Below are 24,481 nucleotides of genomic sequence, written 5' to 3' on the forward strand. Positions count from 1 at the left end.
CGTCAATCGACCGTGACCGTGGAGAAGCTCTCGTTCGACAACGGGTCGGGCACGAAGCCGGACACGCCCTCACGGAAGGCGATGGCCGGTTCGCTGTGGACGTAGGGGATGCCCGGCACGAAGTCCATGATCAGGCGGTTGGCCTCCTGGTACAGCGCGGCCCGCGCCTCCTGGTCGGTCTCCTGCTCGGCCTCGTCGAGCTTGGCGAAGATCTCCGGGTTGTCGAAGCTGCCGAACTGCGGGTTGACGTCCTGGAAGAACGTGCCGATGAAGTTGTCCGGGTCACCGAAGTCGCCGTTCCAGCCCAGCAGGAACATCGGCGTGCCGCCGGTCTGGGTGGCGTCGAGGTAGTCCGGGTTCCAGGGCGCCGTGTGCGGCTCGACGGTGAAGCCGACGGCCTCGAGGTCGGTCGTCATGAGCTCCCAGTTGGCCTGGGCGTTGGGCATGTACGGCCGGGTGACGTCGGTCGGGTACCAGAACGGCAGCGTCAGGTCGGTGACGCCGGACTGCGCGATCAGGTCGCGGGCGAGGTCCGGGTCGTAGTCGTACGTCGTGACGTCGTCGGCCCAGCCGAACAGCTCCGGCGGCATGAACTGCGTCGCCTTGACCGCACCCTCCGGGTAGTTGGTCCGGATGATGTTGTCGAAGTCGATCGCGTGCGCTATGGCCTGCCGGATCTGCAGGTTGTCGAACGGCGGGACGTTCTGCTGGAACCCGATGTAGGCGACGTTGAACGCCGGTCGGCGCAGGATCTGGAAGCCGCCGGTCTCGAGCAGCTCGACGTCGGCCGGGTCGACCAGGTCGTAGCCGTCGATCTCGCCGTTCTCCAGGGCCTGCCGGCGGGCCGGGCCGTCCGGGATGACGGTGAAGATCAGCTCGTCGACCTGCGCGGGCTCGTCCCAGTAGTCCTCGTACGCCGACAGCCGCACCTCGCTGCCGCGCTCCCACGACTCGAACTGGAACGGGCCGGTGCCGACGGGGTGCTCGTAGCCGAAGGTCCCGTCGAACGACGGCGCCTCGCCGGTGCCGCTGACGGCGTCGGCCTCGAACTCCTGCAGAGCGGCCGGGCTGGCGATGGTGAACGCGGGCATGGCCAGCGCGGACAGGAACGCCGAGGACGGACGCGACAGTGTGATGACCGCGGTGCGCTCGTCGGTGGCCTCGCAGCCGCTGTAGAGGCTCTCGCCCATGGCGGGGTCCTCGTTGGCCGCGAAGCCGCCCATGACGGTGCCCCAGTAGTAGGAGACCGCGGGGCTCTGCAGGACGCCGGTGAAGTTGTACCAGCGCTCGAAGTTGAAGCAGACGGCCTCGGCGTCCAGCGCCTCGCCGTCGTGGAAGGTCACGCCCTCGCGCAGCGTGAACGTCCAGGTCAGGCCGTCGTCGCTGGCTTCCCACGACTCGGCCAGGGCCGGCTCGATCTCGGTGCCGCCCTCTTCGCTGCGGACCAAGCCCTCGAAGACCTGATTGATCACCCGAGTGGACTCGCCGTCGCTGACCAGCGCGCCGTCCATGATCACGGGATCGGCCGAACCGGCGAAGACGAGCGTGCCGCCACCGCCGTCGCCACCCTCGGCGGAGCCGTCGTCGTCTCCGCCACAGGCCGTGAGTCCCAGGGCCAGGGTACCGGCCACGGCTCCCGCGGCCAGCCTGCGGTTCAGGCTCATGCCACGCATGTCACACCTCACACACTCGACTGCCGGGCGGTGTTCCCGACCGGTTGGCCTGTGACAGTACTTCGTGAGGGTGTGATGGACAGTCACCGAGTTGTCAGGATGACATCGCGATTTCGCAACATTGTTGCGAAATACGTCATGTGAAATGACTGTGTGACATTACACCGGGTCTAGGGCCGAATCGTCGAACAACGCGAGGAGATCGGCGGCCCGCACGCCGGCCATCGAGTCGATGACGACGAGGCCCGGCTCGGGCACCGCGGCGACCGCGTTCGGGATCGACAGCACCAGCGCCCCGGCCGCGAGCCCGGCCGCCGCCCCGCGCGGCGAGTCCTCGATGACGACGCACCCGGCCGGGTCGACGCCGAGCTCGCCGGCCGCCGTCAGGTACGGCTCCGGGTGCGGCTTGCCGTTCGTCACCTCGTCGCCGGTGACGACGGCGCCGAACAGCCCGGCAGGCAGCTGGGCGACGACGGCCTCGGCCAGGTTCCGGTACGACATGGTCACCAGGGCCTGCGGCACGCCCAGCTCGCGCAGCTCGCCCAGCAGCTCGAACACGCCCGGCTGCCAGGTGACGCCGTCGGCGATCCCCTTCAGCACCTCGCCGACCATGTGCTCGACGATCTGCTCCGGCGTCATCGGGATGGAGCCGCGCTCGCGGATGAAGGCGGCCGCTTCGAGCAGGTCGCTGCCCACCAGGGACAGGCTGTCGGCGTGGGTCCAGGTGCCGCCGTGGCGCAGCACGAGCGCCTCCTCGGCGCCCATCCACAGGGGTTCGGTGTCGACGATGGTGCCGTCCATGTCCCAGAGGACCGCGGCGGGAAGTGGCGGAGTCACGTACTCCATGGTCCCATGCCGCGGTCCCCGGTGATCCGGCCGTCGCGCTTGACGGATGGGCATCGAGCGGGAAGCGTGGGGACTGCGGCCATCGCGATGCCCTGACAACAGGAAACCCACACACCGAAGAACGGACGCGCTGCTGCGCGCCCACCGGAGGTGCACGCCACCATGCTCATGCTCACCGACAACGCCGCAGCGGTCATCCGCAACATCGAGGGCCGCGAGGACCTCCCCATGGGGACCGGAATGCGCATCGCCGCCAACCCCGAGGGCGGACTCGACCTCGAGCTGCGGCCCTCGCCCGAAGAGGGCGACCAGGTCCTCGACGACGCCGGCGCCCGCCTGTTCCTCGACGCCGACGCCGCCATCATGCTCGACGACAAGGCGCTGGACGCCTCCGTCGACCCCGCCGGCTCCATCCGGTTCGCCGTCACCGATCAGATCGACGGCCGGCCCGGGTCCGGCGACATGCCCGGCATGCCGGGCTGACCCCAGGCTTCCGCCCGCGGCCCGCCGCCCCTGTCCCCCTTCCGGCGGCGGGCGCGGGCGGGATACCCGTTCACCCGAGCGAGTCGCGCCCGCGCCGCCCGCGCGAGGAGGGACTTTCACCCGCCATGACAGGGACAACCTGTTTCGCGAGCGCAGAAAGTTGATGATCATGGAGAAGGTCGGGTCAACAGCGCCTCGGAAGCCGACCTACTCCATGATCAACAGTCAGTGGCCGGCGAAACCCGACCCCGCCACCCTTCGCTCGAGTCGCGCCCCGCACCGCCCGCGCGATCAGGTGGCGTTGAAGTACTTCGCCTCGGGGTGGTGGACGACCAGCGCGTCGGTCGACTGCTCGGGGTGCAGCTGCAGCTCCTCGGAGAGGTTCACGCCGATCCGCTCGGGGCGCAGCAGCCGGACCAGCTTGACGCGGTCGGCGAGGTTCGGGCAGGCCGGGTAGCCGAAGGAGTAGCGCGAGCCGCGGTAATCCTGCTTGAGGATGCCGCCGAGGTCCTTGTCGTCCTCGCCGCCGAACCCGAGCTCGTCGCGGACCCGCGCGTGCCAGTACTCCGCCAGCCCCTCGGTGAGCTGCACCGACAGCCCGTGCAGCTCGAGGTAGTCGCGGTAGGAGTTGGCGGCGAACAGCTTCGAGGTCGCCTCGGCGACGCCGGAGCCCATGGTGACCAGCTGGAACGCGATGACGTCGACCTCGCCGGACTCGCGCGGGCGGAAGAAGTCGGCCAGGCACAGGCGGCGGTCGCGGCGCTGGCGCGGGAACGAGAACCGCTCCAGCTCCTTGCCGTGGTCGTCGGGGTCGAGCACGACGAGGTCGCGGCCCTCGGAGACGGCCGGGAAGTAGCCGTAGACGACTGCGGCCTCGAGGATGCTCTCGGTGTGCAGGCGGTCCAGCCACGCGCGCAGCCGGGGCCGGCCCTCGGTCTCGACCAGGTCCTCGTAGGACGCGCCGCCGCGGGTGCCCTTGAGCCCCCACTGGCCCATGAACGTCGCCCGCTCGTCGAGGTAGGCGGCGTAGTCGGCGAGGTGCAGGCCGCGGACGACGCGGGTGCCCCAGAACGGCGGCACCGGGACGGTGTTGTCGGTGGCCACGTCGGAGCGCACGTCGTCGCCGTCGTCGACCGGCCGGTCCGCGGCCGAGACGCGCGCGACCCGCCGCTTGCGCAGCGCCGGCAGCACGTCGGCGAGATCCTTGTCCGGGTCGGTGCGCACGCTGGCGACGGCGTCCATGAGCCGCAGCCCCTCGAACGCGTCGCGGGCGTAGCGGACCTCGCCCGCGTACAGCTCGGCGAGGTCGTCCTCGACGAAGGCGCGGGTCAGCGCGGCACCGCCGAGGATCACCGGCCAGCGCGCCGACACGCCGCGCTGGTTCATCTCCTCGAGGTTCTCCTTCATGACGACCGTGCTCTTCACCAGCAGGCCGGACATGCCGATGACGTCGGCGCCGTGCTCCTCGGCCGCGTCGAGGATGGCGCTGATGGGCTGCTTGATGCCGAGGTTGACGACGGTGTAGCCGTTGTTCGACAGGATGATGTCGACGAGGTTCTTGCCGATGTCGTGGACGTCGCCCTTGACGGTGGCCAGCACGATGGTGCCCTTGGTGCCGTCGTCGCCCTCGACCCGCTCCATGTGCGGCTCGAGGTGGGCGACGGCGGCCTTCATGACCTCGGCGCTCTGCAACACGAACGGCAGCTGCATCTGGCCGCTGCCGAACAGCTCGCCGACCGTGCGCATGCCGCCCAGCAGGGTGTCGTTGACGATCTCGAGCGCCGGCTTCTCCTGCAGAGCCTCGTCGAGATCGTCCTCGAGGCCCTTGCGCTCGCCGTCGACGATCCGCTGCTCGAGCCGCTCGAACAGCGGCAGGCCGAGCAGGGCGGCCGCGCGGTCCTCCGTCGTCGACGTGACGCCCTCGAACAGCTCGAGGTAGCGGGTGAGCGGGTCGTACTCGGGCGTGCGGCGGTCGTACACGAGGTCGAGGGCGACCTGGTACTGCTCCTCGGGGATCCGCGAGACCGGCAGGATGCGCGCGGAGTGGACGATGGCGGAGTCGAGGCCGGCGGCGACGCACTCGGCCAGGAAGACGGAGTTCAGAACGGCGCGCGCGGCGGGGTTGAGGCCGAACGAGACGTTCGAGACGCCGAGCGTCGTCTGCACCGTCGGGTGCCGGCGCTTGAGCTCGCGGATCGCCTCGATGGTCTCGATGCCGTCGCGGCGGGTCTCCTCCTGACCGGTGGCGATGGGGAACGTCAGGCAGTCGACGACGATGTCCTCGACTCGCATGCCCCACTCGCCGGTGAGCTGGGCGATCAGCCGCTCGGCGACGCGCACCTTCCACTCCGCCGTGCGGGCCTGGCCCTCCTCGTCGATGGTGAGGGCGACGACGGCGGCGCCGTGCTCCTGGACCATGGGCATGAGCTTGCGGATGCGCGAGGTGGGGCCGTCGCCGTCCTCGTAGTTGACGGAGTTGACGACGCTGCGCCCGCCCAGGCACTCGAGGCCGGCCTCGATGACGGCCGGCTCGGTGGAGTCGAGGACGAGCGGCAGCGTGCTCGCCGTCGCCAGTCGTGCGGCGAGCGTGCGCATGTCGGCGGCGCCGTCGCGGCCCACGTAGTCGATGCAGAGGTCGAGCAGGTGCGAGCCGTCGCGGGTCTGTGCCCGGGCGATCTCGACGCAGTCGTCGAGGCGGCCCTCGAGCATGGCCTCGCGGAACGCCTTGGAGCCGTTGGCGTTCGTGCGCTCGCCGATGGCGAGGTAGGAGGTGTCCTGGCGGAACGGGACGTGCTGGTAGAGGCTGGCGGCGCCGGGCTCGTCGTTGGGTGTGCGCGGGGCGATCTCGCGGCCGCCGACTCGCTCGACCACTTGGCGCAGGTGCTCGGGCGTCGTGCCGCAACAGCCGCCGACCAGCGACAGTCCGTACTCGGCGGTGAACAGGTCGTGGGCGTCGGCCAGCTGCTGCGGCGTCAGCGGATAGTGCGCGCCGTCGGCCGTCAGCTCGGGCAGTCCGGCGTTGGGCATGCAGGCCAGGCCGGTGTGGGCGTAGCGGGCGAGGTGGCGCAGGTGTTCGCTCATCTCGGCCGGGCCGGTGGCGCAGTTGAGCCCGATGTGGTCGACGCCGAGCGGTGCGAGCGCCGTCAGGGCGGCCCCGATCTCGGAGCCCAGCAGCATGGTCCCGGTGGTCTCGACGGTCACGTTGACCATGAGCGGGAGGTCGGCGCCGGCGGCCTTCATGGCGCGGCGGGCGCCAATGATGGCGGCCTTGGCCTGCAGCAGGTCCTGCGCGGTCTCGACGAGAACGGCGTCGGCGCCGCCCTGGATCAGCCCTTCGGCCTGCTGCTGGTAGGCGTCGCGCAGCGTCGCGAAGTCGACGTGGCCGAGCGACGGCAGCTTGGTGCCGGGCCCGACGCTGCCGAGGACCCAGCGCGGGCGGTCCGGCGTGGACCAGCCGTCGGCGACCTCGCGGGCCAGCCGGGCGCCGGCCTCGGCGAGCTCGTGGATCCGGTGGGCGATGTCGTACTCCCCCAGGTTCGCCCAGTTGGCGCCGAACGTGTTCGTCTCGACGGCGTCGACGCCGACGGCGAAGTAGGCGTCGTGGACGTACCGGACCACGTCGGGCCTGGTGACGTTCAGGATCTCGTTGCAGCCCTCATGTCCCTGGAAGTCGTCCAGGGTCAGGTCGGCTTCCTGCAACATGGTCCCCATGGCTCCGTCGGCCACCACGACGCGCCGGGACAGAGCTTCCCTCAGACTCCCCCTCATCACGACAGACTATGGCGGGCGGACCTGGCGACAAGCTGAAGTCCGCCATGCGGACAAATCGTCTCTGATTTTGGGACGAGCCTCCGCGAGCCAATCGGCGCGCGGAGCCGTAGGGTTGGTCAGAGGGACGACGGGGTTGTGACCCTTCCAGTCAGGGAGACGTGCGTGATGGAGATCGATGGGGCGCCGCAGCTGCGCAATCCTGTCCTGATCGCGGCATTCGAGGGGTGGAACGACGCCGGCGAGGCGGCCACCGCCGGGGTCGAGCATCTCGAGCGGGTGTGGAACGGCGAGTCGGTCGCTGCCCTCGACCCCGACGAGTACTACGACTTCCAGGTCAACCGCCCGCTCGTGAGCGTCGACGAGGACGCCGTCCGCAGCATCGAGTGGCCCACCACCCGGCTGTCCGTGGCGAGCCTCGACGACCGCGACATCGTGCTGCTGCGCGGCATCGAGCCGAACATGCGCTGGCGCGCGTTCTGCGCCGAGCTGCTCTCCGTGGCCGCAGACCTCGGCTGCGAGCAGGTCATCACGCTCGGTGCGCTGCTGGCCGACGTCCCGCACACCCGGCCGGTGCCCGTCACCGTCTCGGCGAGCGACCCCGACCAGGCCGAGCGCCTCGGCCTCGAGCCGTCGCGCTACGAGGGCCCCACCGGCATCGTCGGGGTGTTCCAGGACGCCGCCACCAAGGCCGGGCTCGACTCCGTGTCGCTGTGGGCGGCCGTGCCGCACTACGTGGCCCAGTCCCCCTGCCCCAAGGCGACGCTCGTCCTGCTGCAGCGGGTCGAGGACCACCTCGGCCTGCCGATCCCCATGGGCGACCTCGCCGAGCAGGCCGAGGCCTGGCAGCACGGCGTCGACGAGCTGGCCGAAGAGGACTCCGACGTCGCCGAGTACGTCCGCCGCCTCGAAGAGGCCCGCGACACCGTCGACCTCCCCGAGGCCTCCGGCGAGCACATCGCCCGCGAGTTCGAGCGCTACCTCCGCCGCCGCGACACCTGACGGTCTCCCCGTCCGGAATGATCACGTTCACCACCCGATTCCCTGCCACACGAGGCCTGCAGACCTCGTGATGCGCCAGTAGCCCTCGTGATGCGGGTGGCCGGCCGACCGCCAGCAGGTTGTCCACAGCTCGCGGCGGGAGCCCGAGTCGTCCACATTTCGCGTCTAGGCCGTGGCACTCGGCCTCGGAGCCGGGAAGTGTCGCTGGCATGGACGAGACGCTCAGCTTCCTCGCGAGCCAGCAGCACGGCGTTGTCACCCGGGCCCAGGCGCTCGCGGCGGGATTGAACGACGACGAGATCGCGCGCCGCCTGGCGAACGGCCAGTGGGTGACCGTTCGCCGGGGTGCCTACTCCGATCGACGGTCCTGGGCGGCCAAGGACGACCTCGAGAGGCATCGGGCGCTCTGCCACGCCGTGGTTCTGCAGCTCGCCAAGCCGGTCGTGATCTGTCACGTCTCCGCGGCCGTCGTCGCCGGCCTGCGCGTCTGGGACGTCGACCTCAACCGCGTGCACGTCTGGCGGTCGGACCTCCGTTCGCCGCGGATCGAGGGCGGCGTCCATCACCACACCGGCTCGCTCGCCGAAGCCGATGTGATGGAGGTCGACGGCATTCCCGTCACCGGCTACGCCCGGACCGCCATCGACGTCGCGCGGACGGAAGGCTTCGAGTCCGCGGTGGTCACGGCCGACGACGCGCTGGCGCACCTGGGAACGAAGAACGAGCCGTTGCTGACCGTGCTCGACACCATGCGCGACTGGCGTGGAGCCCGCGCGGCCGGCCGTGTCGTGGAGTTCGCGGACGCACGCTCCGAGAGTGTTGGCGAGTCGCGGCACCGGGTCCAACTCGAGCGCATCGGACTGCCCAGACCTGAGCTCCAGGTCCGCATGCCCGGCCCGGACGGCTCCGCGGACCGGGTCGACTTCTACTTCGCCGACCAGGCGACCGTGGGCGAGTTCGACGGGCGGATGAAGTATGAGGTGCTGCTCCGTCCCGGCGAGACGGCCCAGGACGCGATCTGGCGGGAGAAGACCCGCGAGGACCGACTGCGCGAGCGCGGTCTGCAGGTGGTCCGCACCGTCTGGGCCGACCTGTACCGGGACGAGGCCGTCGCTGGTCGATACCTCGAGGCCTTCGCCAGGAACCGTCGCCCCGTCGTCGTCGCGTGAGGGGCGCGATCACATCACGAGGACTGCGCGTGCGTCACGAGGTCTGCAGGCCTCGTGTGGCAGGGAATCGGGTGGTGAACGTGATCATTTCGAGAGGGAGATGCCGAGGAGGGCGTCGACGAGTGCGGTGATGAGGGCCGGGGCGTCGGGGTCGTTGCCGGCGGTGGCGGCCCAGCGGTCGATCGCGGCCAGCGCGCCCGGGGAGTCGAGGTCGTCGGCCAGGCGCTCGCGGACCTCGGCGAGCACCGGCTCGGCCGGCGCGCCCGCACCGGACGACACCGCGGCCCGCCAGCGCGCCAGCCGGTCCTGCGCCGCCGTCAGCACGTCCTCGGACCACTCGCGGTCGCCTCGGTAATGGCTGGAGAGCAGCGCCAGCCGCACGGCCGCGGCCTCGACGCCGTCGGCGCGCAGACGGTGGACGAAGACGAGGTTGCCGAGCGACTTCGACATCTTCTCGCCGTCGAGGCCCACCATGCCGGCGTGCGAGTACAGGCCCGCGAACGCGCCCGCCACGACGTGGGCGTGCGCCGCGGACATCTCGTGGTGCGGGAAGGCGAGGTCGCTGCCGCCGCCCTGCACGTCGAACGGCACGCCGAGGTACTCCATGGCGATGGCCGCGCACTCGACGTGCCAGCCGGGCCGGCCGGGGCCGAACGGGCTGTCCCACGACGGCTCCCCCGGGCGCGCCTTGAGCCAGACGAGCGGGTCGAGCGGGTCCTTCTTGCCCGGGCGGTCGGGGTCGCCGCCGCGCTCGGCGAACAGGGCGCGCATCTCGGCCTCGGACAGCCGCGCCACCGAGCCGAACGCCGGGTCGGAGCGCACGGAGAAGTAGAGGTCGCCGTCGAGCTCGTAGACCGACCCCTCCATGCGCGCGATCAGCCGGGTGATCAGCGGGATCGCCTCGACGGCGCCGACGTACGACGACGGCGGCAGCACCCGCAGCCAGGCCATGTCCTCGGTGAACAGCCGCGTCTCGGCGTCGGCGAGCTCGCGCCAGTCCTGGCCGGTCGCCGTGGCCCGCTCGAGCAGCGGGTCGTCGACGTCGGTGATGTTCTGGACGTAGCGGACGTCGAGCCCGGCGTCGCGCCAGGCTCGGTTGAGCAGGTCGAACGCGAGGTACGTGGCGGCGTGCCCCAGGTGCGTCGCGTCGTACGGCGTGATGCCGCAGACGTACATCGTCGCCACCTGCTCCGGCTCGACGGGGCGGACGGCGCCCGCCGCGGTGTCGTGCAGGCGGACGGGCAGTCCACGCCCGGGAAGGGCGGGCACGTCGGGGGCAGACCAGGCTCGCATGATGACGCTCAGCCTAAATGCTCAGAAGACGGGCCATGGAACCGGCATCCGCCCCTCGGGACTCGGCATCGTCCCGCGGGTGAGCAACGCGTCGATCCGCTCGGCCGTCGCCGCGACCTCGTCGGCGTCGAGCAGCGCGCCCAGCGTCGCGCCCAGGTCGCCGTCGACCAGCTCGCGCAGCCGCACCAACGACGCCCGCTCGTCGTCGCTGAGGGCCGACCCGGCCCATCCCCACAGGACGGTCCGCAGCTTCGGGTCGACGTTGAAGCAGACGCCGTGGTCGACGCCGACCACATCGGCGACCGACGGCGCCACCGTCCGGTCACCCACCAGCACGTGCCCGCCCTTGCGGTCGGCGTTGTTGACGACGGCGTCGAAGATCGCCAGCCGCCGCAGCCCGGGGTCGTCGGCGTGCACCAGCACGACGGGTGAGCCGTCGCCGTCGACCGCCTCGAGGATGGGCAGCCAGGCGCCGACGGGCGCTGAGGCCGGGATGACGTCCACCTGGCCCGCGCCCAGCGACGCCGTCCCCTGCTCCATCCAGGCCTGGCACATGCCCTCGCCGAACGGCCCGTCGGGGCGCAGCACCGTGGGCGGGACGAGATGCCAGCCGGCCGCGGCCGACACCTCGTACGCCGCCGCCTCGCGGGCGGCCAGCGTGCCGTCCGGGAAATCCCAGAGCGGCTGCTCGCCGCCGACGGGCTTGTAGACGCACCGCACCGACGTGTCGCCGTGCGTCACCCGCCCGAGCAGCGTGAGGTTCGACGCGACGACCAGCCTGCCCTCGACGGTCAGCTCGCCCTCACGGAGCAGGCTCAGCAGGTCCACGGCGGTCAGTCCCGCCGCCGGTAGCCGTTCTGCCGGGGGCAGACGTGCCCGGCCGGGTCGAGCGGCAGGCTGCACAGCGGGCACGGCGGGCGCCCGGCGGCGACGACGGCCTGCGCGCGCTTGACGAAGGCACGTGCCGCAGGCCCGGACAGCCGTACGACCATGACGTCGCGGTCGGTCTCGTCGGGGTCGTCCGGCGGCTCGCTGTCATCGTCGACGACGGCGTAGGCGGCGACCTCGACGTGCTCGTCCTCGCCGTCCCACTTGAGCGTCATGGAGCCGACGCGGAACTCCTCGACGATGGGCTGCTCGAGCGGGTCGAGGTCCTCGAGCTCGGCCGGCGCTACGGCGGGGACGGAGGTCAGCCCGCCCGCCCGGCGCAGGATCTCGTCGAGCATGTCGTCGACCCGGTCGGCGAGCACCGACACCTGCTCCTTCTCGAGCAGGACGCTGATCAGCTTGGTGTCGTCGCGGGCCTGGAGGAAGAAGGATCGCTCGCCCGGACGCCCGACCGTTCCGGCGATGAAACGTTCGGGCTCGTCGAATCGGTACACCTGCGCGGCCACCCGGAAAGCCTATCTCGCACGCCGTCGAGACCGATGATCTACTCGGCCGCGTCGCCCGCTCCCCCGCCGACGACGGCGTCGGTGCGGCTCGCGCGGCGCTTGCGGCGGGCCGGCGACCGGAGGAACCCCAGGTCGCCGCCGAGGTCGTTCATGCGCAGGACGAACGGACGGCGCTCGGTGTACGACACGACCGACACCGAGCACGGGTCGATGACGAGGCGCTGGAACTGGTCGAGGTGCATCCCCAGCGCGTCGGCCAGGACCGCCTTGATGACGTCGGCGTGCGAGACCGCGAACCAGACCGCGCCCGGGCCGTGCCGGTCGGCCAGCTCGGCGTCGCGGCGGCGGACGGCGTCGACGGCGCGCTGCTGGACGGCGCGCATCGCCTCGCCACCCGGGAAGACGACGCCGGACGGGTGCTCCTGGACGACCTTCCAGAGTTTCTCGCGGCGCAGGTCGGCCAGCGGCTTGCCGGTCCAGTCGCCGTAGTCGCACTCGACGAGGCCGTCGTCGGTGATGACGTGCGTTGCGGGTTCGCGACCAGCCGCGATGGCCGACGCGGTCTGCATACACCGCTCCAGCGGGCTGCTGACGAGGGCGGCCGGCTCGACCCGCGCGAGCCGCTCGGCCAGCGCCGCGGCGCCCGCGATCCCGGCGTCGTCGAGCCCGACCCCGGGGCTGCGACCGGCCAGCACCCCGGAGACGTTGGCGGTGGTCCGGCCGTGGCGCACCAAGACGACTGTCGGCAATGCCTGCTCCTTCGTGTCCTGGTCCGAGCCTACGGAACCTGAGAATCCGGTGAACATCTGGCCGCTTTGTTCCGATTCATGGTGGTCGAGACTTACATTGACTCTGCCTAGAGGGTCGCGCGCGTCCCCGAAATGGGCTATCAAGGCTTCAGACAAACGTCTTCGTCGCCGGGACCGTTCGGCCCATGGGGCCTCAGCGCGTCGGGCACGGGAGGAGACCAGACGCGGATGCGGTGCCTCAGACGTCGCCACCTGGCGGCCATCGCGGCCACGGCCGGGCTGGCGCTGGCCGCCGGCGTGCCCGCTGGTGTGCCCGCCGGCGCCGAGCCCGCGACACCGCCGCCGGCCACGCAGCCGCCGGTCCACCCGCCCACCGAGGGCGCGCCCACCGGGACGCCCGACGTGCCGCCGGGCACCGTCCCGCCGCCGCCGGTCGAGGCGCCACCGACGACGTCGGACCCCGACGAGGCGTACAACCAGGGTCTCGAGGGCGCCCAGACGGTCGCCGTCGCCGAGGCGCAGCGGCTGCTGGCGCAGGTCATGGCCGACCTCGGCGCAGCGCAGCAGGTGTTCGCCGAGGCCTCCGCAGCCGCCGACGACGCCCGCGCCAACGACGTCCACGCGCGCCAGCAGCTCGAGATCGCCACCCAGGCCGTCGCCCGCACACAGCGCGAGATCGACGACCTCGACGCGCAGACCGAGGCGACCCGCAACACCATCGGCACCATCGCCCGCGAGGCGTACCAGGGCAACAACCTCGCCGCGCTCGGCGTGGTGCTGGGTGCCGAGACGCCCGACGACCTCGCCGCGCGCTACATGGGCATGCGCACGCTGCTGCGCACGGCCGACGGCGCCCTCGGCGAGATGGCCGCCACGCAGGCCGAGCTCTCCAATGCCCACGCCCGCCTCGAGGGTCAGCGGCTGCAGCGCGAGCAGCTCGCCGACCAGGCCGGTCTGTCGCTCGCCGCGCTCGAGACCTCCGAGGCGGCGGCGCTCGCGGCCCGGCAGGTCGTCGACAACACGCAGACCCTGGTCGACGCCGCGCTGCAGTCCGCCGCCGACGCCCGGCTGCAGGACTACCAGCGCTACATGGAGCTGCTGCAGCAGTCGACCGAGGTCGACGACCTGCTGGCCACGGTGAACTACGGCCCCGGCTACGGCACCGGCACGTTCATCCGCCCCGGCACCGGCCCGACGACGTCGGAGTACGGCCCGCGCCTGCACCCGATCCTCGGCTACGTGAAGATCCACACCGGCCTCGACTTCGGCCGCGGCGACGGACGCATCTACGCCGCCGACGCCGGCACCGTCATCGAGGCGCGCTGGAACAACGCCTACGGCAACATGGTCATCGTCGACCACGGCGTGGTGGGCGGCCAGCGGCTCACCACCATGTACGCGCACCAGGCCGACCTCATGGTCGTGCCGGGTCAGCGGGTCGAGAAGGGCCAGTACATCGGCAACATCGGCTCGACGGGTTACTCCACCGGCCCGCACCTGCACTTCGAGGTCCGCCTCGACGGCCAGCACACCGACCCGTGGCCGTGGGTCGCCAGCGCCCCGCTCCCCGGCGGCGCCTCCTAGCCCCGGGGCTCCGCGTCCAGGATGGTTGAGGGATGACTGTCGCCCAGGCAACACCGATCCCTCAACCATGAACGTGTCCGGGCGATGGTTGGCGGATTACTGGCGCCCTGACCCCACCAATCCGCCAACCATCCCGGGCTCCGGGCGGCGGTGACGAAGGCTCGCGGGCCGGGTCTCGGATGGTTGAGGGATGACTGTCGCCCAGGCAACACCGATCCCTCAACCATGAGCTCGCGGACCGTGCCCCGGATGGGCGAGTCAACTCACGAACACCGCGTCAGACGACGCCGGCGTCGGCGAGCACGCGGTCCAGGGCGTTGCGACCGGCCGGTCCCCAGGTCGGCTTACCGCCGGGCAGCCCCTGGTCACCGGCCCGGCCGACGCCGATCAGGCCGAGTGAGGCGCGCACGGCCCAACCGCGCGCCCGCCGGATCGTGGCGTCGTCGGCGCCGCCGTAGGCCTCGAAGAACCGCGCGGCAGACCCCGCGGGCAGCAGCGTCCACGCCGCGGCCAGGTCCGTGGCCGGGTCGCCGGCACAGAGCTCACCGAAGTCGATCACCCCGGCCAGCATCCCGCCGTCGACGGTGACGTTCGCCGGGTGCAGGTCCCCGTGCAGCCAGGTCCGCGGGCCTGCCCAGGCGGGCGCCGTCACGGCGTCCTCCCATACGGCGAGGGCCGCCTCGGCCAGGGACGGCGGCAGCAGCGCCGGGAGGCCCTGCTCGACCCCGTCGGCGACCACCGCCAGAGGGACGCCGCGCTCCGGGTTCGACGGCGCCTCCGAGGGCGCCGGCCCGTGCAGGGCGCGCAGGAACCCGGCCAACGCCTCGGCCGCGTCGTCGCCGCGGGTGACGGGGGCACGGTCGGCGGGCTCGCCGTCGACCCAGGTCGTGACGGTCCAGGGCTGCGGGAAGCGCGCGGACGGCTCCCCCAGCCGCAGTGGCACTGGGACGGGCAGCGGCAGCCGCGGGGCGAGCTCCGGCACCCACCGGTACTCCTTGCGCAGCAGCGACGGCGCGCGCTCGGTGCACGGGACGCGTACGGCCAGGGTGTCACCGAGGCGCCAGAGCTCGTTGTCCCAGCCCTTCGCCGCCGGCCGCAGCGGCAGGTCCGCCAGATCGGGGTGCTGCTCGCGCAGCAGCGTCCGCAGCAGGACGCCGTCCATCACGCGCTCCATGTCCCGGTCGCCAGCATCGCGAACGTGAACAGGCCGAGCGCGATGCGGTAGATGATGAACGGCGCGAACGACCGCTTCTCCAGCCACGCCATCAGCCAGGCGATGACGCCGAGCCCGACGAGGAACGCGATGACCGTCGCGAGGATCGTCGGCCCGACGCCGAGGACCGACCCCTCCTCCATGGCGCCCGGCCACTCGAAGATGCCCGACCCGAGCACCGCCGGGATCGCCAGCAGGAACGCGAACCGGGCCGCCGCCGCGCGGTCGAGTCCGAGGAACAGCCCCATGCTGATCGACGCGCCCGACCGCGACACACCGGGGATCAGCGCCATCGCCTGCGCGAACCCGATGGCGACGGCGTCGCGATAGTTCAGGTCGGCGACGGTGCGCTCCTTGCGCCCGACGCGGTCGGCGATGCCCAGGATGACGCCGAGCACCACGAGCGTCGTCGCGATGATCCACAGGGAGCGGAAGTCGTCGCGGATGACGTCCTGCAGCACGTACCCGAGGAGGCCGATGGGGATGGTCCCGATGATCACGAACCAGCCCATGCGGGCGTCCTGGGGATCGTAGGTGGCTCGACGGCGCCGCCCGCGGGACTCGCCGCCCCGGCCGTTCGCCAGCGACCGGAACCACGCCGTGACGATGCGGCCGATGTCGCGGGCGAAGTAGAGGATGACGGCGGACTCGGTGCCGATCTGCGTGACGGCGGTGAACGCGGCGCCGGGGTCCTCCCAGCCGAACAGCTCGGGGTAGATGCGCAGGTGGGCGCTGGACGAGATCGGCAGGAACTCCGTCAGCCCCTGCAGCACGCCCAGGACGGCGGCCTGGAACCACTCCATGTGATGCGTCGACTCCCCTGAGAGACGTGGTCAGGTTGCCAGGCCGGCGGCGTCGAGCGCCTCGGCGACGGTGCGCAGCGCGGCGATGCGCTCTTCGAGCGGCCCTGCGTGCACCGCCACGGACAACGTCGTCACCCCGGACTCAGCGTAGGCGTGCAGACGGTCGCGGATGCGCTCGGGCGGCCCGATGAGCGCCGTGCGGTCGACGAACTCGAGCGGGACGGCGGCAGCGGCCTCGCGGTGCTTGCGCTCGAGGAAGAGGTCCTGGACGGTGCGCGCGGCGTCGCCGAAGCCCATGCGGACGGCGAGGGCGTTGTAGAAGTTCTGCTGCCTGCTGCCCATGCCGCCGAGGTACAGCGCGGAGTAGGCCCGGACGGGGGCCGCGCAGGCTTCGAGGTCGGCGCCGACCGACACCGGCACCGTCGGGACCACGTCGAATCCGTCCATGGTCCGGCCCGCGGCTGCACGCCCGGCCGCCAGCAGGTCCAGCGACTCGCCCGAATGCTCCGGCGCGAAGAAGATGCCCAGCCAGCCGTCCGCGATCTCGCCGGTCAGTGTCAGGTTCTTGGGCCCGATGGACGCCAGGTACACCGGGATCGACGGCCGCGCGGGGTGCACCGTCAGCTGCAGGGCCTTGCCCGGGCCGTCCGGCAGCGGCAGCCGCCAGTGCTCGCCGTCGTACGCCAGTCGTTGCCGCGAGAGCGCCAGCCGCACGATGTCGACGTACTCGCGCGTGCGTTCCAGGGGCCGCGAGAACCGGACGCCGTGCCAGCCCTCGGAGACCTGCGGGCCGGACACGCCCAGCCCCAGCCGGAACCGTCCGCCCGACAGGCTGTCGAGCGTGGCCGCCGTCATGGCCGTCGCCGCCGGGGTGCGGGCCGGGATCTGCATGACGGCGCTGCCGACGTCGACGCGGGACGTCTGCGCGGCGACCCAGGCGAGCACCGTCGGCGCGTCGGACCCGTAGGCCTCGGCGGCCCACACGACGGAGTAGCCGAGCTCGTCGGCCTCCCTGGCCAGAGCCAGGTTCAGGTGGTTGTCGCCACCGCCCCAGTAGCCCAGGTTGAGCCCGAGCCGCATGCGTCACCTCCCGCGAGACACTCCGGGGGACTCTACCTGTCGGCGGTCCTCGCCCCGAGTCCGTGCCCCACCCGGTAGCCTCGCCGCGTGGAACAGCGACGACTCGGTGGAAGCGGGCTGTACGTCTCGCGCCTGGCGCTCGGCACCATGACGTGGGGGCGCGACACCGACCAGCACGACGCGCGGGAGCAGCTGAAGCTGTTCGCCGACGCGGGCGGCACACTGGTCGACACGGCCGCGTCCTACGGCAACGGCGAGAGCGAGAAGCTCATCGGCGCCTTGCTCGACAGCGCGGTCCCGCGCGACAGCCTGCTCATCGCCACCAAGGCAGGCACCTCGCGGCCGGCCGGGCAGCGCGTCGTCGACGTGTCCCGCAAGGGCCTGCTCGACCAGCTCGACGACTCCCTCGACCGCCTCGACCTCGACTACGTCGACCTCTGGCAGGTGCACACCTGGAGCGACGCGGCGCCCATGGATGAGACGCTCGGGGCGCTGGAGCACGCCGTCACCTCCGGCCGGGCCCGCTACGCCGGCGTGTCCAACTACACCGGCTGGCAGACCGCCGCTGCCGCCGTCCACCAGCGTGCGGTCGCGGGCGCTCAGGCGCCGCTGGTCTCCACCCAGGTCGAGTACTCACTGCTCGAGCGCGGTGTCGAGCGCGAGGTGCTGCCCGCGGCCTCGCGGCTCGGGCTCGGCGTGCTGGCGTGGTCGCCGCTGGGACGCGGCGTGCTGACCGGCAAGTACCGCACCGGCACGCCGGCGAACTCCCGCGCCGCGACGACGCACTTCGCGTCGTTCGTGGACAAGTATCTGGACGGCCGCTCGGCGAAGATCGTCGAGGCCGTCTGCACCGCCGCCGACGGCCTCGACGCGCTGCCGCTGGAGGTCGCGCTGACGTGGGTGCGCGACCGCCCGGGCGTGTCGTCGGCGATCGTGGGGGCCAGGACGGCGGCACAGTTGCGCGATGTGCTCGGCTCCGACGACCTCGAGCTGCCGGCGGAGATCCGCGCCGCCCTCGACGAGGTGTCCGCGCTGGAGCTGGGCTACCCGGAGAACCGGGGGTAGCCGCGGCTGCGGTCGCTCAGGGGCCGGCCGGGGCTGTCGCCGCCGGCCGGCGACGATCAGTCGTCGGTGTGGATGATCTCGTCGACGCGGTAGACCAGCAGGTCCTCGTCGGCGACGCCGAACGGGTCGGAGGTCAGCGTCTGCTCGTCGGTCTCAGAGAGCGCCTGGACCCAGACCGTCCCGCCGCGCGGCAGCAGCCCGGCCTCCTCGGCCCGCTCGTCCAGGCCGTCGACTCCGTAGGCGTGCAGCATCTGGTAGAGCGCCCGGCCCGGGTGCGACACGTCGGCGACGGCGGACTCCTCGGGGTCCTGCGGGTACAACTCGCCGTACGCCTCGCGGCCGGACAGCATGAGGCGGTCGGCGTCGTCGATCTCGTAGTCGCGGCGGACCAGCACGCCGACCAGACCGGGATCGGCCTCGAGGTCCTCGAACTCGATGCTCGGCGGCTCTTCCGGGAACTCCCAGGGGGTGACCTCGTCGGTGGCGTCGTACAACAGGTCGTCGTAACGATCGGCGGCGACCCGCAGCGCGTTGTAGGCGGCCTGGACCACCGGGTCCGATTCACCGGTGCGGGCCAGGCAGGCGTTGAGGTGGGCTTCGAGAGCATCGGTGAGGTCGTCGAGCGCGGCCTGCAGGCGCTCGGCGTCGTGCGGCGGCGTGGTCACAGTCGACGACCGTACCGGGTCCGGGCGTGGCAAGATACGTAAATGGAGTGGTCGGTGGCGAGAAGCCTCAATTCCCAAGGTCCCCAGGCCACCGAGTACGAGTTCCGGCACATCTCGCTCCCCCGCACCACCACCCGGGGCGCCGCCCGCCGCCTGCTGACCGAGCAGGCGGAACACGGGCACTGGGAACTCGCTCGGCTGCGTCTCCACCCCGACGGCACGCGCAAGATCGTGCTCCGTCGCAAGATCCTTCGGGTCCGCGCGACGCTCTGACCGTCCCGGCCAGAGCGTCGCGCGAGCACCGTCAGGCCCGGCGCGCCCGCAGGGTCATCGCCGCGCCGCCGGCCAGGACCAGGCCCAGCGCCAGCAGCGTGACGGTGGTGCTGCTCGTGCCCGTGTCCGGCAGCTCCTCGCCATCACCGCCCGACCCGTCGTGGTCGCCCGAGCCGTCGTCATCGCCGGCCCCCGCCACCGTCACGACGGTCTCGAAGGCGTAGTCCTCGGCGTGGGCGTCGTACTTCCCCGCCGCCACGCCCAGTTCGCCGGCCGGCGCGTCGGAGTCGAGCTGGACCCGGAAGGTCCACTCCTCGGTGTCGCCGGGTGCCAGCGTGTCCATGCGGAGGCACTCCACCCGCTGCGGCGTCCACAGCTTGCAGCCCTCGTCCACCCAGGTCATCTCGTTGAGCATCTCGAGTCCGTCGACGCTGGAGATGGTGGCGCCCGCAGGCACCGTCAGCTCGGCATACCGGCCCTTTACTCCGAACAGGCCGTTGTGCCGTGCCGTCAGGACGATCTCGACGACGTCTCCGGCGGCACCCGTCACCGACGGCGTCGCGGACACCTCCATCATGCGCGGATCGTAGGAGATGTGCACCGGCGCCGTGTCAGACGCCTCACCGCCGCGGTCCCCCACCACATGCACGGAGGCATCACCGAGCGACGGCACCTGCGCAGTCTCCGGCATCTGCTGATGGACCGTGATCTCGAACGCGCCGATCTCGGCCTCGGCGTGGCACTCGAGGCGCCCGGTCTCAGCGACGACACATCCTTCGTCAGGTCGCTCGGTTCCGTCGACCAGTTCCAAACCGGTGACACCCGTGACGGTCACGCCCGAGGCAGGAGTGAAGTCGATGGTGAACCCGGGCACGGCGGAGTTACGGTGGATCTTGATTGTCTGATCGAACGCTGCGCCGAGAGGGGCCGACGCGCTGAGCTCAGGCCCGATGCTGACCAGAATCGAAGGCTCCGCATCGTTGACCGGAAGGTCCATCTCCATGGTCTTCGCGACACCGCCATCCGGCGTGACCGTGTAGATCACGGACGAGAGATCACCCGTCACGTCGTCGTCGATGGCCACCGTGAAATAGGCACTGGCGCCCTCGTTGAAGTCCAACGTGGCGCTGGTGTGGCACTCGACCCGCTGCGGCGTGACCAGGGCGCAACCCTCGTCCGGCCGCTCCGTGCCGTCGACGAACTCCTCGTCCACCATGCCGACGATCGTGGCGCCGTCGGGGACGGAGAAGTCGAGGCTGCGCCCGTCCATGCGCGGCGCCTCGTTCTCGATGAAGGTGAAGACCTCCGTCGTCCCGCCCGGATCGCCGGTGTGGGCGAACATGTCGATGCTGAAGTCGTGCGGAATGTCTTCAGCAGCTGCCGGTGCGGCCAGACCGAGGGCGGTCGCCCCGATCAAGCCGGCGCCGGCCAGGACGCGGACAGCAGTCCGCACAGTGAACCTCAACGGTGCCCCCAGAGAATTATGTAATAGCAGCGCGAAACGTCTGTTTTGCCTGGCGCAGATTACATCACCGGGAGGTATTCCAGGAATAACTATGAGGGCGTTCTCATCAAGCGAGATCGAGGAATCGGTCGAGGACCCGCGCCCCGAACCGCAGGCCGTCGAGCGGCACCCGCTCGTCGACGCCGTGGAACATGCCGGCGAAGTCGAGGTCCGGCGGGAGCCGCAGCGGCGAGAAGCCGAAGTTGCGGATGCCGAGCAGGCTGAACGCCTTGGCGTCGGTGCCGCCGGAGAGGCAGTACGGCACGGGCCGGGCGCCGGGGTCCTCGGCGCGGAGGGCGGCGCTCATGGCGTCGACCAGGGGGCCGTCGAAGGTGGTCTCGACGGCGATGTCGTGCACCAGGGCCTCGCGCTTCACGTTCGGCCCGAGGATCGAGTCGAGCGTCGCCGCGTACTCCTCCTCTTGGCCGGGCAGGAAGCGGCCGTCGATGAACGCCTCGGCGCGGCCGGGGATGACGTTGTGCTTGTAGCCGGCCTTGAGCATGGTCGGGTTGGTGCTGTTGCGCAGCGTGGCGCCGATGATCCGCCCGACGTTGCCGAGCTGGCCGAGCATGGCCTCGGGGTCGTCGGGGTCGAACTCGACGCCGAAGGCGTCGCCGGCCTCCTCGAGGAAGGATCGGACGGTGGGCGTGAGCCGCACGGGCCACTGGTAGCGGCCGATGCGCGCGACGGCCTCGGCTAGCTCGGTGACGGCGTTGGCGCTGCTGACCATGGAGCCGTGGCCGGCGCGCCCCTCGACCGTCAGCTTCATCCAGTCGATGCCCTTCTGGGCGGTCTCGACGAGGTAGAGCCGCAGGTCGTCGTTGACGGTGAGGCTGAAGCCGCCGACCTCGCTGATGGCCTCGGTGACACCCTCGAACAGCTCGGGGCGGTGGTCGACGGCCCAGTGGGCGCCGAGCACGCCGCCGGCCTCCTCGTCGGCCAGGAAGGCCAGCACGAGCGGCCGGGCCGGACGCCGTCCGGTCCGCAGGCGGTCGCGGACGACGGACAGGATCATGGCGTCCATGTCCTTCATGTCGACGGCGCCGCGCCCCCACAGGCAGTCGTCGGTGATCTCGCCGGAGAACGGGTCGTGCGTCCAGTCCGAGGCGTCGGCAGGCACGACGTCGAGGTGGCCGTGCATGAGCAGCGCGTCGGTGCGGGCGGGGTCGGACCCCTCGACCCGGGCGACGACGGTGGTGCGCCCGGGCTCGGAGTCGAAGACGACGGGCTCGAGCCCGGCCTCGGCCAGCTTCTCGGCGACGTACTCGGCGGCCTTGCGCTCGCCCGGGCCGCTGCTGTCGCCGTAGTTGGAGGTGTCGATGCGCAGCAGGTCGCGGCAGAGGTCGACGACCTCGGCGTCGGGCGCGCCGGCGGGCGGCTGGTCGGGCGAGGCGGGGGTCGTCGTCATCTGCCTATCCTGACACGGCGCCCTTGACCTGCCTCCAGTACTGGCGCTTGTCCTGGTCGCGGACCACCACGCCCAGCTTCGCGAGCTCTTCGCGCAGTTCGGCGAGGTCCTTCAGGTCGCCCTTCTCCAGGGCCGACGACCGCGCCCTGAGGACGGCGTTCGCGCCAGCCGGCAGCTCGGGCTCGTCGGGCACCCAGCGGCGGAACTCGTCGCGGTGCGGGTCGCCGTCGGCCCGCCACGGGTAGCCCTGCTCGGTGAACGCGGCCGCCAGCCGGTCCGCCGCGAGGTCGGACTTCTCGCGGGCCAGCTCCTCGCTAGACCGCCCGACCAGCACCAGCTCCTTGCCGTCGGTGAAGATCGCCGTGACGTCGCCGCGCGCGAAGGTGCGGTTGTTGCCGTCGCGGGTGAGCGTGACCCCGCTGCCGTCGACGGCGACCCGGAGCACCTCACCCTCGGCGGTCAGCGCCACGACCACGCCGAGGACGACGCCGACGGCCACCGCCCCGATGACACCCCAGGGCTGGGGCAGGTCGGCGACGACGCGCGCCAGACCGTGGTCGGGCACCCAGGACGTGTCGAGCATCCACTGCGCCAGCGGCCGCAGACCCAGGCCGAGGAGCGCGCCGAGCGCCGGGAAGCCGAGCCACACGAGCACGGCTTCCCAGCGCGGACGCCCGACGACGCTCACTTGATCTCCGAGCGGAGCACCCGCCACGTGCCGAGGGCCAGCGGCACCGCCAGCCACAGCGCGAGCGACGTGCCCAGCTGCCCCCACCTCTCGCCGGACATGTCACCGTCGATCAGCGGCATCGTGGTGCTGTTCAGGTCCAGCCACTCGACCGGGGTCTCCAGTGCCGAGATGGTGCTGCCGAGGATGGTCAGCACGGTGGGCAGGACGAAGTAGAGCACGATGGCCAGCGGCGTGTTGAGCAGTGCCAGACCGAAGGCGGTGCCGACCAGCACCATGAGGACCTGGAACAGCAGCACCCGGCCCAGGAGCTCGCCGCTGAAGTCCCAGCTCGCGTTCGCGTCGGTGACCAGCGGTGCGACGATGTTGGCCAGCGCGGCCCAGGCGAGGCTCGCGACGACGGCGCCGACGGCCATGAGCGTCGCGGCCGAGATCTTCGCCGCGATGATCCGCTCACGCCGGGGCTCCAGCGCGAACGTGCTGAGCGTGGTGCGCTGCGACCACTCGCCGGTGACCGCCAGGATGCCGACGACGGGGAGCAGGATGCCGACCGGCAGCTGGGCGCCGCCGAAGAAGTCGGCGAAGTTCCGGTCCTCGGCGCTGCCGGTGAACATCTGCACGATCACCATGCCGAGGGCGACCAGCACGAGGATCGCGAGCAGCCAGAAGCCGGCCCGGGTGTCGGTGGCCTTGCGCAGCTCGACGGCGGTGAGCCGCGCGAGCGACGGACGCGAGGTGCGGGTGGGCCGGTGCGTACCGGCCGCGGGCGTGGCGAGGGCGGACATCAGGCCTCCTGCTGGGCGGCGACGGCGTCAGCTGCGGTTGCGCTGCCGACGTGGGAATCGTGGGACGAGGTCAGGCGGAGGAACATCTCCTCGAGGCCGCCGGAGTCGGCCTGCCGCAGCTCGAGCAGGACGGCGCCGGCGGCGAGCGCGGCGCGGCCCACGGTCTCGGCGTCACTCGCGACGCCGAAGCCGCCATCGCGGGTCGGCTGCACGGACAGCCCGGCCTCGGTGAGCGCCTTCTCCAGCGGCGCCGGGTCGAGCGAGCGGACGTAGAGGCCGCCGGCGTTGAGCAGCTCGTCCTTGCCACCGTCGGCGACGATGCGGCCGTTGCCGATGACGACCAGGTGGTCGGCGACGGCCTCGACCTCGCGCAGCAGGTGCGAGGAGAGCATGACCGTGCCGCCGCGGTCGGCGAAGTCGCGCAGGACGCCGCGCATCCAGAAGATGCCCTCGGGGTCCAGGCCGTTCGCCGGCTCGTCGAGCATGAGCACCGTCGGGTCGCCGAGCAGCGCGTGCGCGAGGCCGAGCCGCTGGCGCATGCCGAGCGAGTAGTTGCCGACGCGCCGCTTCTCGGCCGCGCCGTGCAGGCCGACCAGCTCGAGCATCGCGTCGACGCGCTTCTGGCCGACGCCGAGCAGCTGCGCCGACAGCGACAGGATCTCGCGGCCCGTGCGGCCGGAGTGCTGAGCGGACGCGTCCAGCAGCACCCCGATGTGCCGGCCCGGGTTGGGCAGGTCGCGGAAGGCGACGCCGTTGACGGTGGTGCGGCCCGACGTCGGCGGGGTGAGGCCGCTGATCATCCGCATCGTGGTGGACTTCCCCGCGCCGTTCGGGCCGAGGAAGCCGGTGACGGTGCCGGGGACGCAGGTGAACGAGACGTCGTTCACGGCGGTGAAGGCGCCGTACCGCTTCGTCAGGTGCTCGACAGTGATCATGGCATCCACTCTGGTCGCACCACCCGGTCCGCCGCGTCGCTCCGAAGGCTGCGCCCATGCGACCTTGGTCTAGGTCCCGATCGACCTTCGTCGCTACCCGG

At 71.8% G+C, this 24,481-nt stretch carries 21 protein-coding genes and 1 pseudogene; 6 read left to right on the forward strand and 16 right to left on the reverse strand.

The genetic code is table 11. The features are described from left to right. Positions 1-2 precede the first annotated feature (2 nt). Entirely contained in the window at positions 3-1,664 is a 1,662-nt protein-coding gene (locus HD601_RS18885) for an ABC transporter substrate-binding protein (RefSeq protein ID WP_184824420.1), read from the reverse strand. Positions 1,665-1,832: 168 nt separating this feature from the next. Next, on the reverse strand, positions 1,833-2,519 hold the full coding sequence (locus HD601_RS18890) for an HAD family hydrolase (RefSeq protein ID WP_184824422.1): 687 nt from the start codon (positions 2,517-2,519) through the stop codon (positions 1,833-1,835). A gap of 162 nt (positions 2,520-2,681) precedes the next feature. Between HD601_RS18890 and HD601_RS18895 the strand changes: the two genes are divergently transcribed. Then, entirely contained in the window at positions 2,682-3,002 is a 321-nt protein-coding gene (locus tag HD601_RS18895; RefSeq protein WP_184824424.1) for an adhesin, read from the forward strand. Between the two features lie 291 nt (positions 3,003-3,293). On the opposite strand, the gene metH is transcribed toward HD601_RS18895, so the two are convergent. Next, complete coding sequence (metH, locus tag HD601_RS18900; RefSeq protein ID WP_184824426.1) at positions 3,294-6,770, reverse strand: methionine synthase; 3,477 nt, start codon at positions 6,768-6,770, stop codon at positions 3,294-3,296. 165 nt (positions 6,771-6,935) lie between these two features. Between metH and HD601_RS18905 the strand changes: the two are divergent. Together HD601_RS18905 and HD601_RS18910 are read left to right on the forward strand one after the other, a co-directional pair. After that, positions 6,936-7,766, forward strand: a pseudogene (locus tag HD601_RS18905) (PAC2 family protein); the annotation flags it as partial. 215 nt (positions 7,767-7,981) lie between these two features. Further along, positions 7,982-8,941 (forward strand): type IV toxin-antitoxin system AbiEi family antitoxin domain-containing protein, encoded by a 960-nt coding sequence (locus HD601_RS18910; RefSeq protein WP_184824430.1) that lies wholly within the window; start codon positions 7,982-7,984, stop codon positions 8,939-8,941. A gap of 84 nt (positions 8,942-9,025) precedes the next feature. Here the strand turns inward: HD601_RS18910 and mshC are convergent, their stop codons facing one another. From mshC to HD601_RS18930, 4 genes are read right to left on the reverse strand one after another with little or no spacing between them, the layout of a single operon-like run. Next, the gene (mshC, locus tag HD601_RS18915; RefSeq protein WP_184824432.1) at positions 9,026-10,234 is read right to left on the reverse strand and encodes a cysteine--1-D-myo-inosityl 2-amino-2-deoxy-alpha-D-glucopyranoside ligase; all 1,209 of its coding nucleotides are present in this window, start codon (positions 10,232-10,234) and stop codon (positions 9,026-9,028) included. A gap of 21 nt (positions 10,235-10,255) precedes the next feature. Beyond that, positions 10,256-11,071, reverse strand: a complete 816-nt coding sequence (locus tag HD601_RS18920; RefSeq protein ID WP_184830048.1) for an SCO1664 family protein — start codon at positions 11,069-11,071, stop codon at positions 10,256-10,258. Beyond that, the gene (locus tag HD601_RS18925; protein WP_184824434.1) at positions 11,068-11,628 is read right to left on the reverse strand and encodes a DUF3090 family protein; all 561 of its coding nucleotides are present in this window, start codon (positions 11,626-11,628) and stop codon (positions 11,068-11,070) included. Before HD601_RS18925 ends, HD601_RS18920 begins: the two co-directional genes overlap by 4 nt. A gap of 38 nt (positions 11,629-11,666) precedes the next feature. Then, a complete protein-coding gene (locus HD601_RS18930) occupies positions 11,667-12,377 on the reverse strand; it encodes an MSMEG_4193 family putative phosphomutase (protein ID WP_184824436.1) in 711 nt (236 codons plus the stop codon). Between the two features lie 228 nt (positions 12,378-12,605). Here HD601_RS18930 and HD601_RS18935 point away from each other — a divergent pair, with 228 nt between their 5' ends. Next, positions 12,606-13,961 (forward strand): M23 family metallopeptidase, encoded by a 1,356-nt coding sequence (locus HD601_RS18935; RefSeq protein ID WP_184824438.1) that lies wholly within the window; start codon positions 12,606-12,608, stop codon positions 13,959-13,961. Positions 13,962-14,238: 277 nt separating this feature from the next. Here HD601_RS18935 and HD601_RS18940 read toward each other — a convergent pair whose 3' ends face one another. The 3 genes from HD601_RS18940 to HD601_RS18950 are packed head-to-tail and all read right to left on the reverse strand — an operon-like array spanning position 14,239 to position 17,057. Beyond that, a complete protein-coding gene (locus HD601_RS18940) occupies positions 14,239-15,135 on the reverse strand; it encodes an aminoglycoside phosphotransferase family protein (protein ID WP_184824440.1) in 897 nt (298 codons plus the stop codon). Beyond that, complete coding sequence (locus HD601_RS18945; RefSeq protein WP_184824442.1) at positions 15,123-15,977, reverse strand: undecaprenyl-diphosphate phosphatase; 855 nt, start codon at positions 15,975-15,977, stop codon at positions 15,123-15,125. Before HD601_RS18945 ends, HD601_RS18940 begins: the two co-directional genes overlap by 13 nt. A gap of 30 nt (positions 15,978-16,007) precedes the next feature. After that, positions 16,008-17,057: an LLM class F420-dependent oxidoreductase gene (locus HD601_RS18950; RefSeq protein WP_184824444.1), complete on the reverse strand. Its 1,050-nt coding sequence runs from the start codon at positions 17,055-17,057 to the stop codon at positions 16,008-16,010. An 87-nt stretch (positions 17,058-17,144) separates the two neighbouring features. Here HD601_RS18950 and HD601_RS18955 point away from each other — a divergent pair, with 87 nt between their 5' ends. Beyond that, a complete protein-coding gene (locus HD601_RS18955; RefSeq protein ID WP_184824446.1) occupies positions 17,145-18,122 on the forward strand; it encodes an aldo/keto reductase in 978 nt (325 codons plus the stop codon). A 56-nt stretch (positions 18,123-18,178) separates the two neighbouring features. Here the strand turns inward: HD601_RS18955 and HD601_RS18960 are convergent, their stop codons facing one another. Next, positions 18,179-18,787, reverse strand: a complete 609-nt coding sequence (locus HD601_RS18960) for a hypothetical protein (RefSeq protein ID WP_184824448.1) — start codon at positions 18,785-18,787, stop codon at positions 18,179-18,181. Positions 18,788-18,841: 54 nt separating this feature from the next. Between HD601_RS18960 and HD601_RS18965 the strand changes: the two genes are divergently transcribed. Then, a complete protein-coding gene (locus HD601_RS18965; RefSeq protein WP_343076427.1) occupies positions 18,842-19,060 on the forward strand; it encodes a DUF5703 family protein in 219 nt (72 codons plus the stop codon). A 31-nt stretch (positions 19,061-19,091) separates the two neighbouring features. Here HD601_RS18965 and HD601_RS35860 read toward each other — a convergent pair whose 3' ends face one another. From HD601_RS35860 to HD601_RS18990, 5 genes are all read right to left on the reverse strand, one after another. After that, positions 19,092-20,513, reverse strand: a complete 1,422-nt coding sequence (locus tag HD601_RS35860) for an LPXTG cell wall anchor domain-containing protein (RefSeq protein WP_184824452.1) — start codon at positions 20,511-20,513, stop codon at positions 19,092-19,094. A gap of 118 nt (positions 20,514-20,631) precedes the next feature. Further along, on the reverse strand, positions 20,632-21,972 hold the full coding sequence (locus HD601_RS18975; RefSeq protein ID WP_184824454.1) for a M20/M25/M40 family metallo-hydrolase: 1,341 nt from the start codon (positions 21,970-21,972) through the stop codon (positions 20,632-20,634). Between the two features lie 4 nt (positions 21,973-21,976). Then, positions 21,977-22,660: a YqeB family protein gene (locus HD601_RS18980; RefSeq protein ID WP_184824456.1), complete on the reverse strand. Its 684-nt coding sequence runs from the start codon at positions 22,658-22,660 to the stop codon at positions 21,977-21,979. Continuing rightward, the gene (locus HD601_RS18985) at positions 22,657-23,445 is read right to left on the reverse strand and encodes an ABC-2 transporter permease (protein WP_184824458.1); all 789 of its coding nucleotides are present in this window, start codon (positions 23,443-23,445) and stop codon (positions 22,657-22,659) included. Before HD601_RS18985 ends, HD601_RS18980 begins: the two co-directional genes overlap by 4 nt. Continuing rightward, on the reverse strand, positions 23,445-24,380 hold the full coding sequence (locus tag HD601_RS18990; protein WP_184824461.1) for an ABC transporter ATP-binding protein: 936 nt from the start codon (positions 24,378-24,380) through the stop codon (positions 23,445-23,447). The genes HD601_RS18985 and HD601_RS18990 overlap by 1 nt, the downstream gene beginning before the upstream one ends. Positions 24,381-24,481: the final 101 nt, after the last annotated feature.

Source organism: Jiangella mangrovi, assembly GCF_014204975.1.
GTDB lineage: Bacteria > Actinomycetota > Actinomycetes > Jiangellales > Jiangellaceae > Jiangella > Jiangella mangrovi.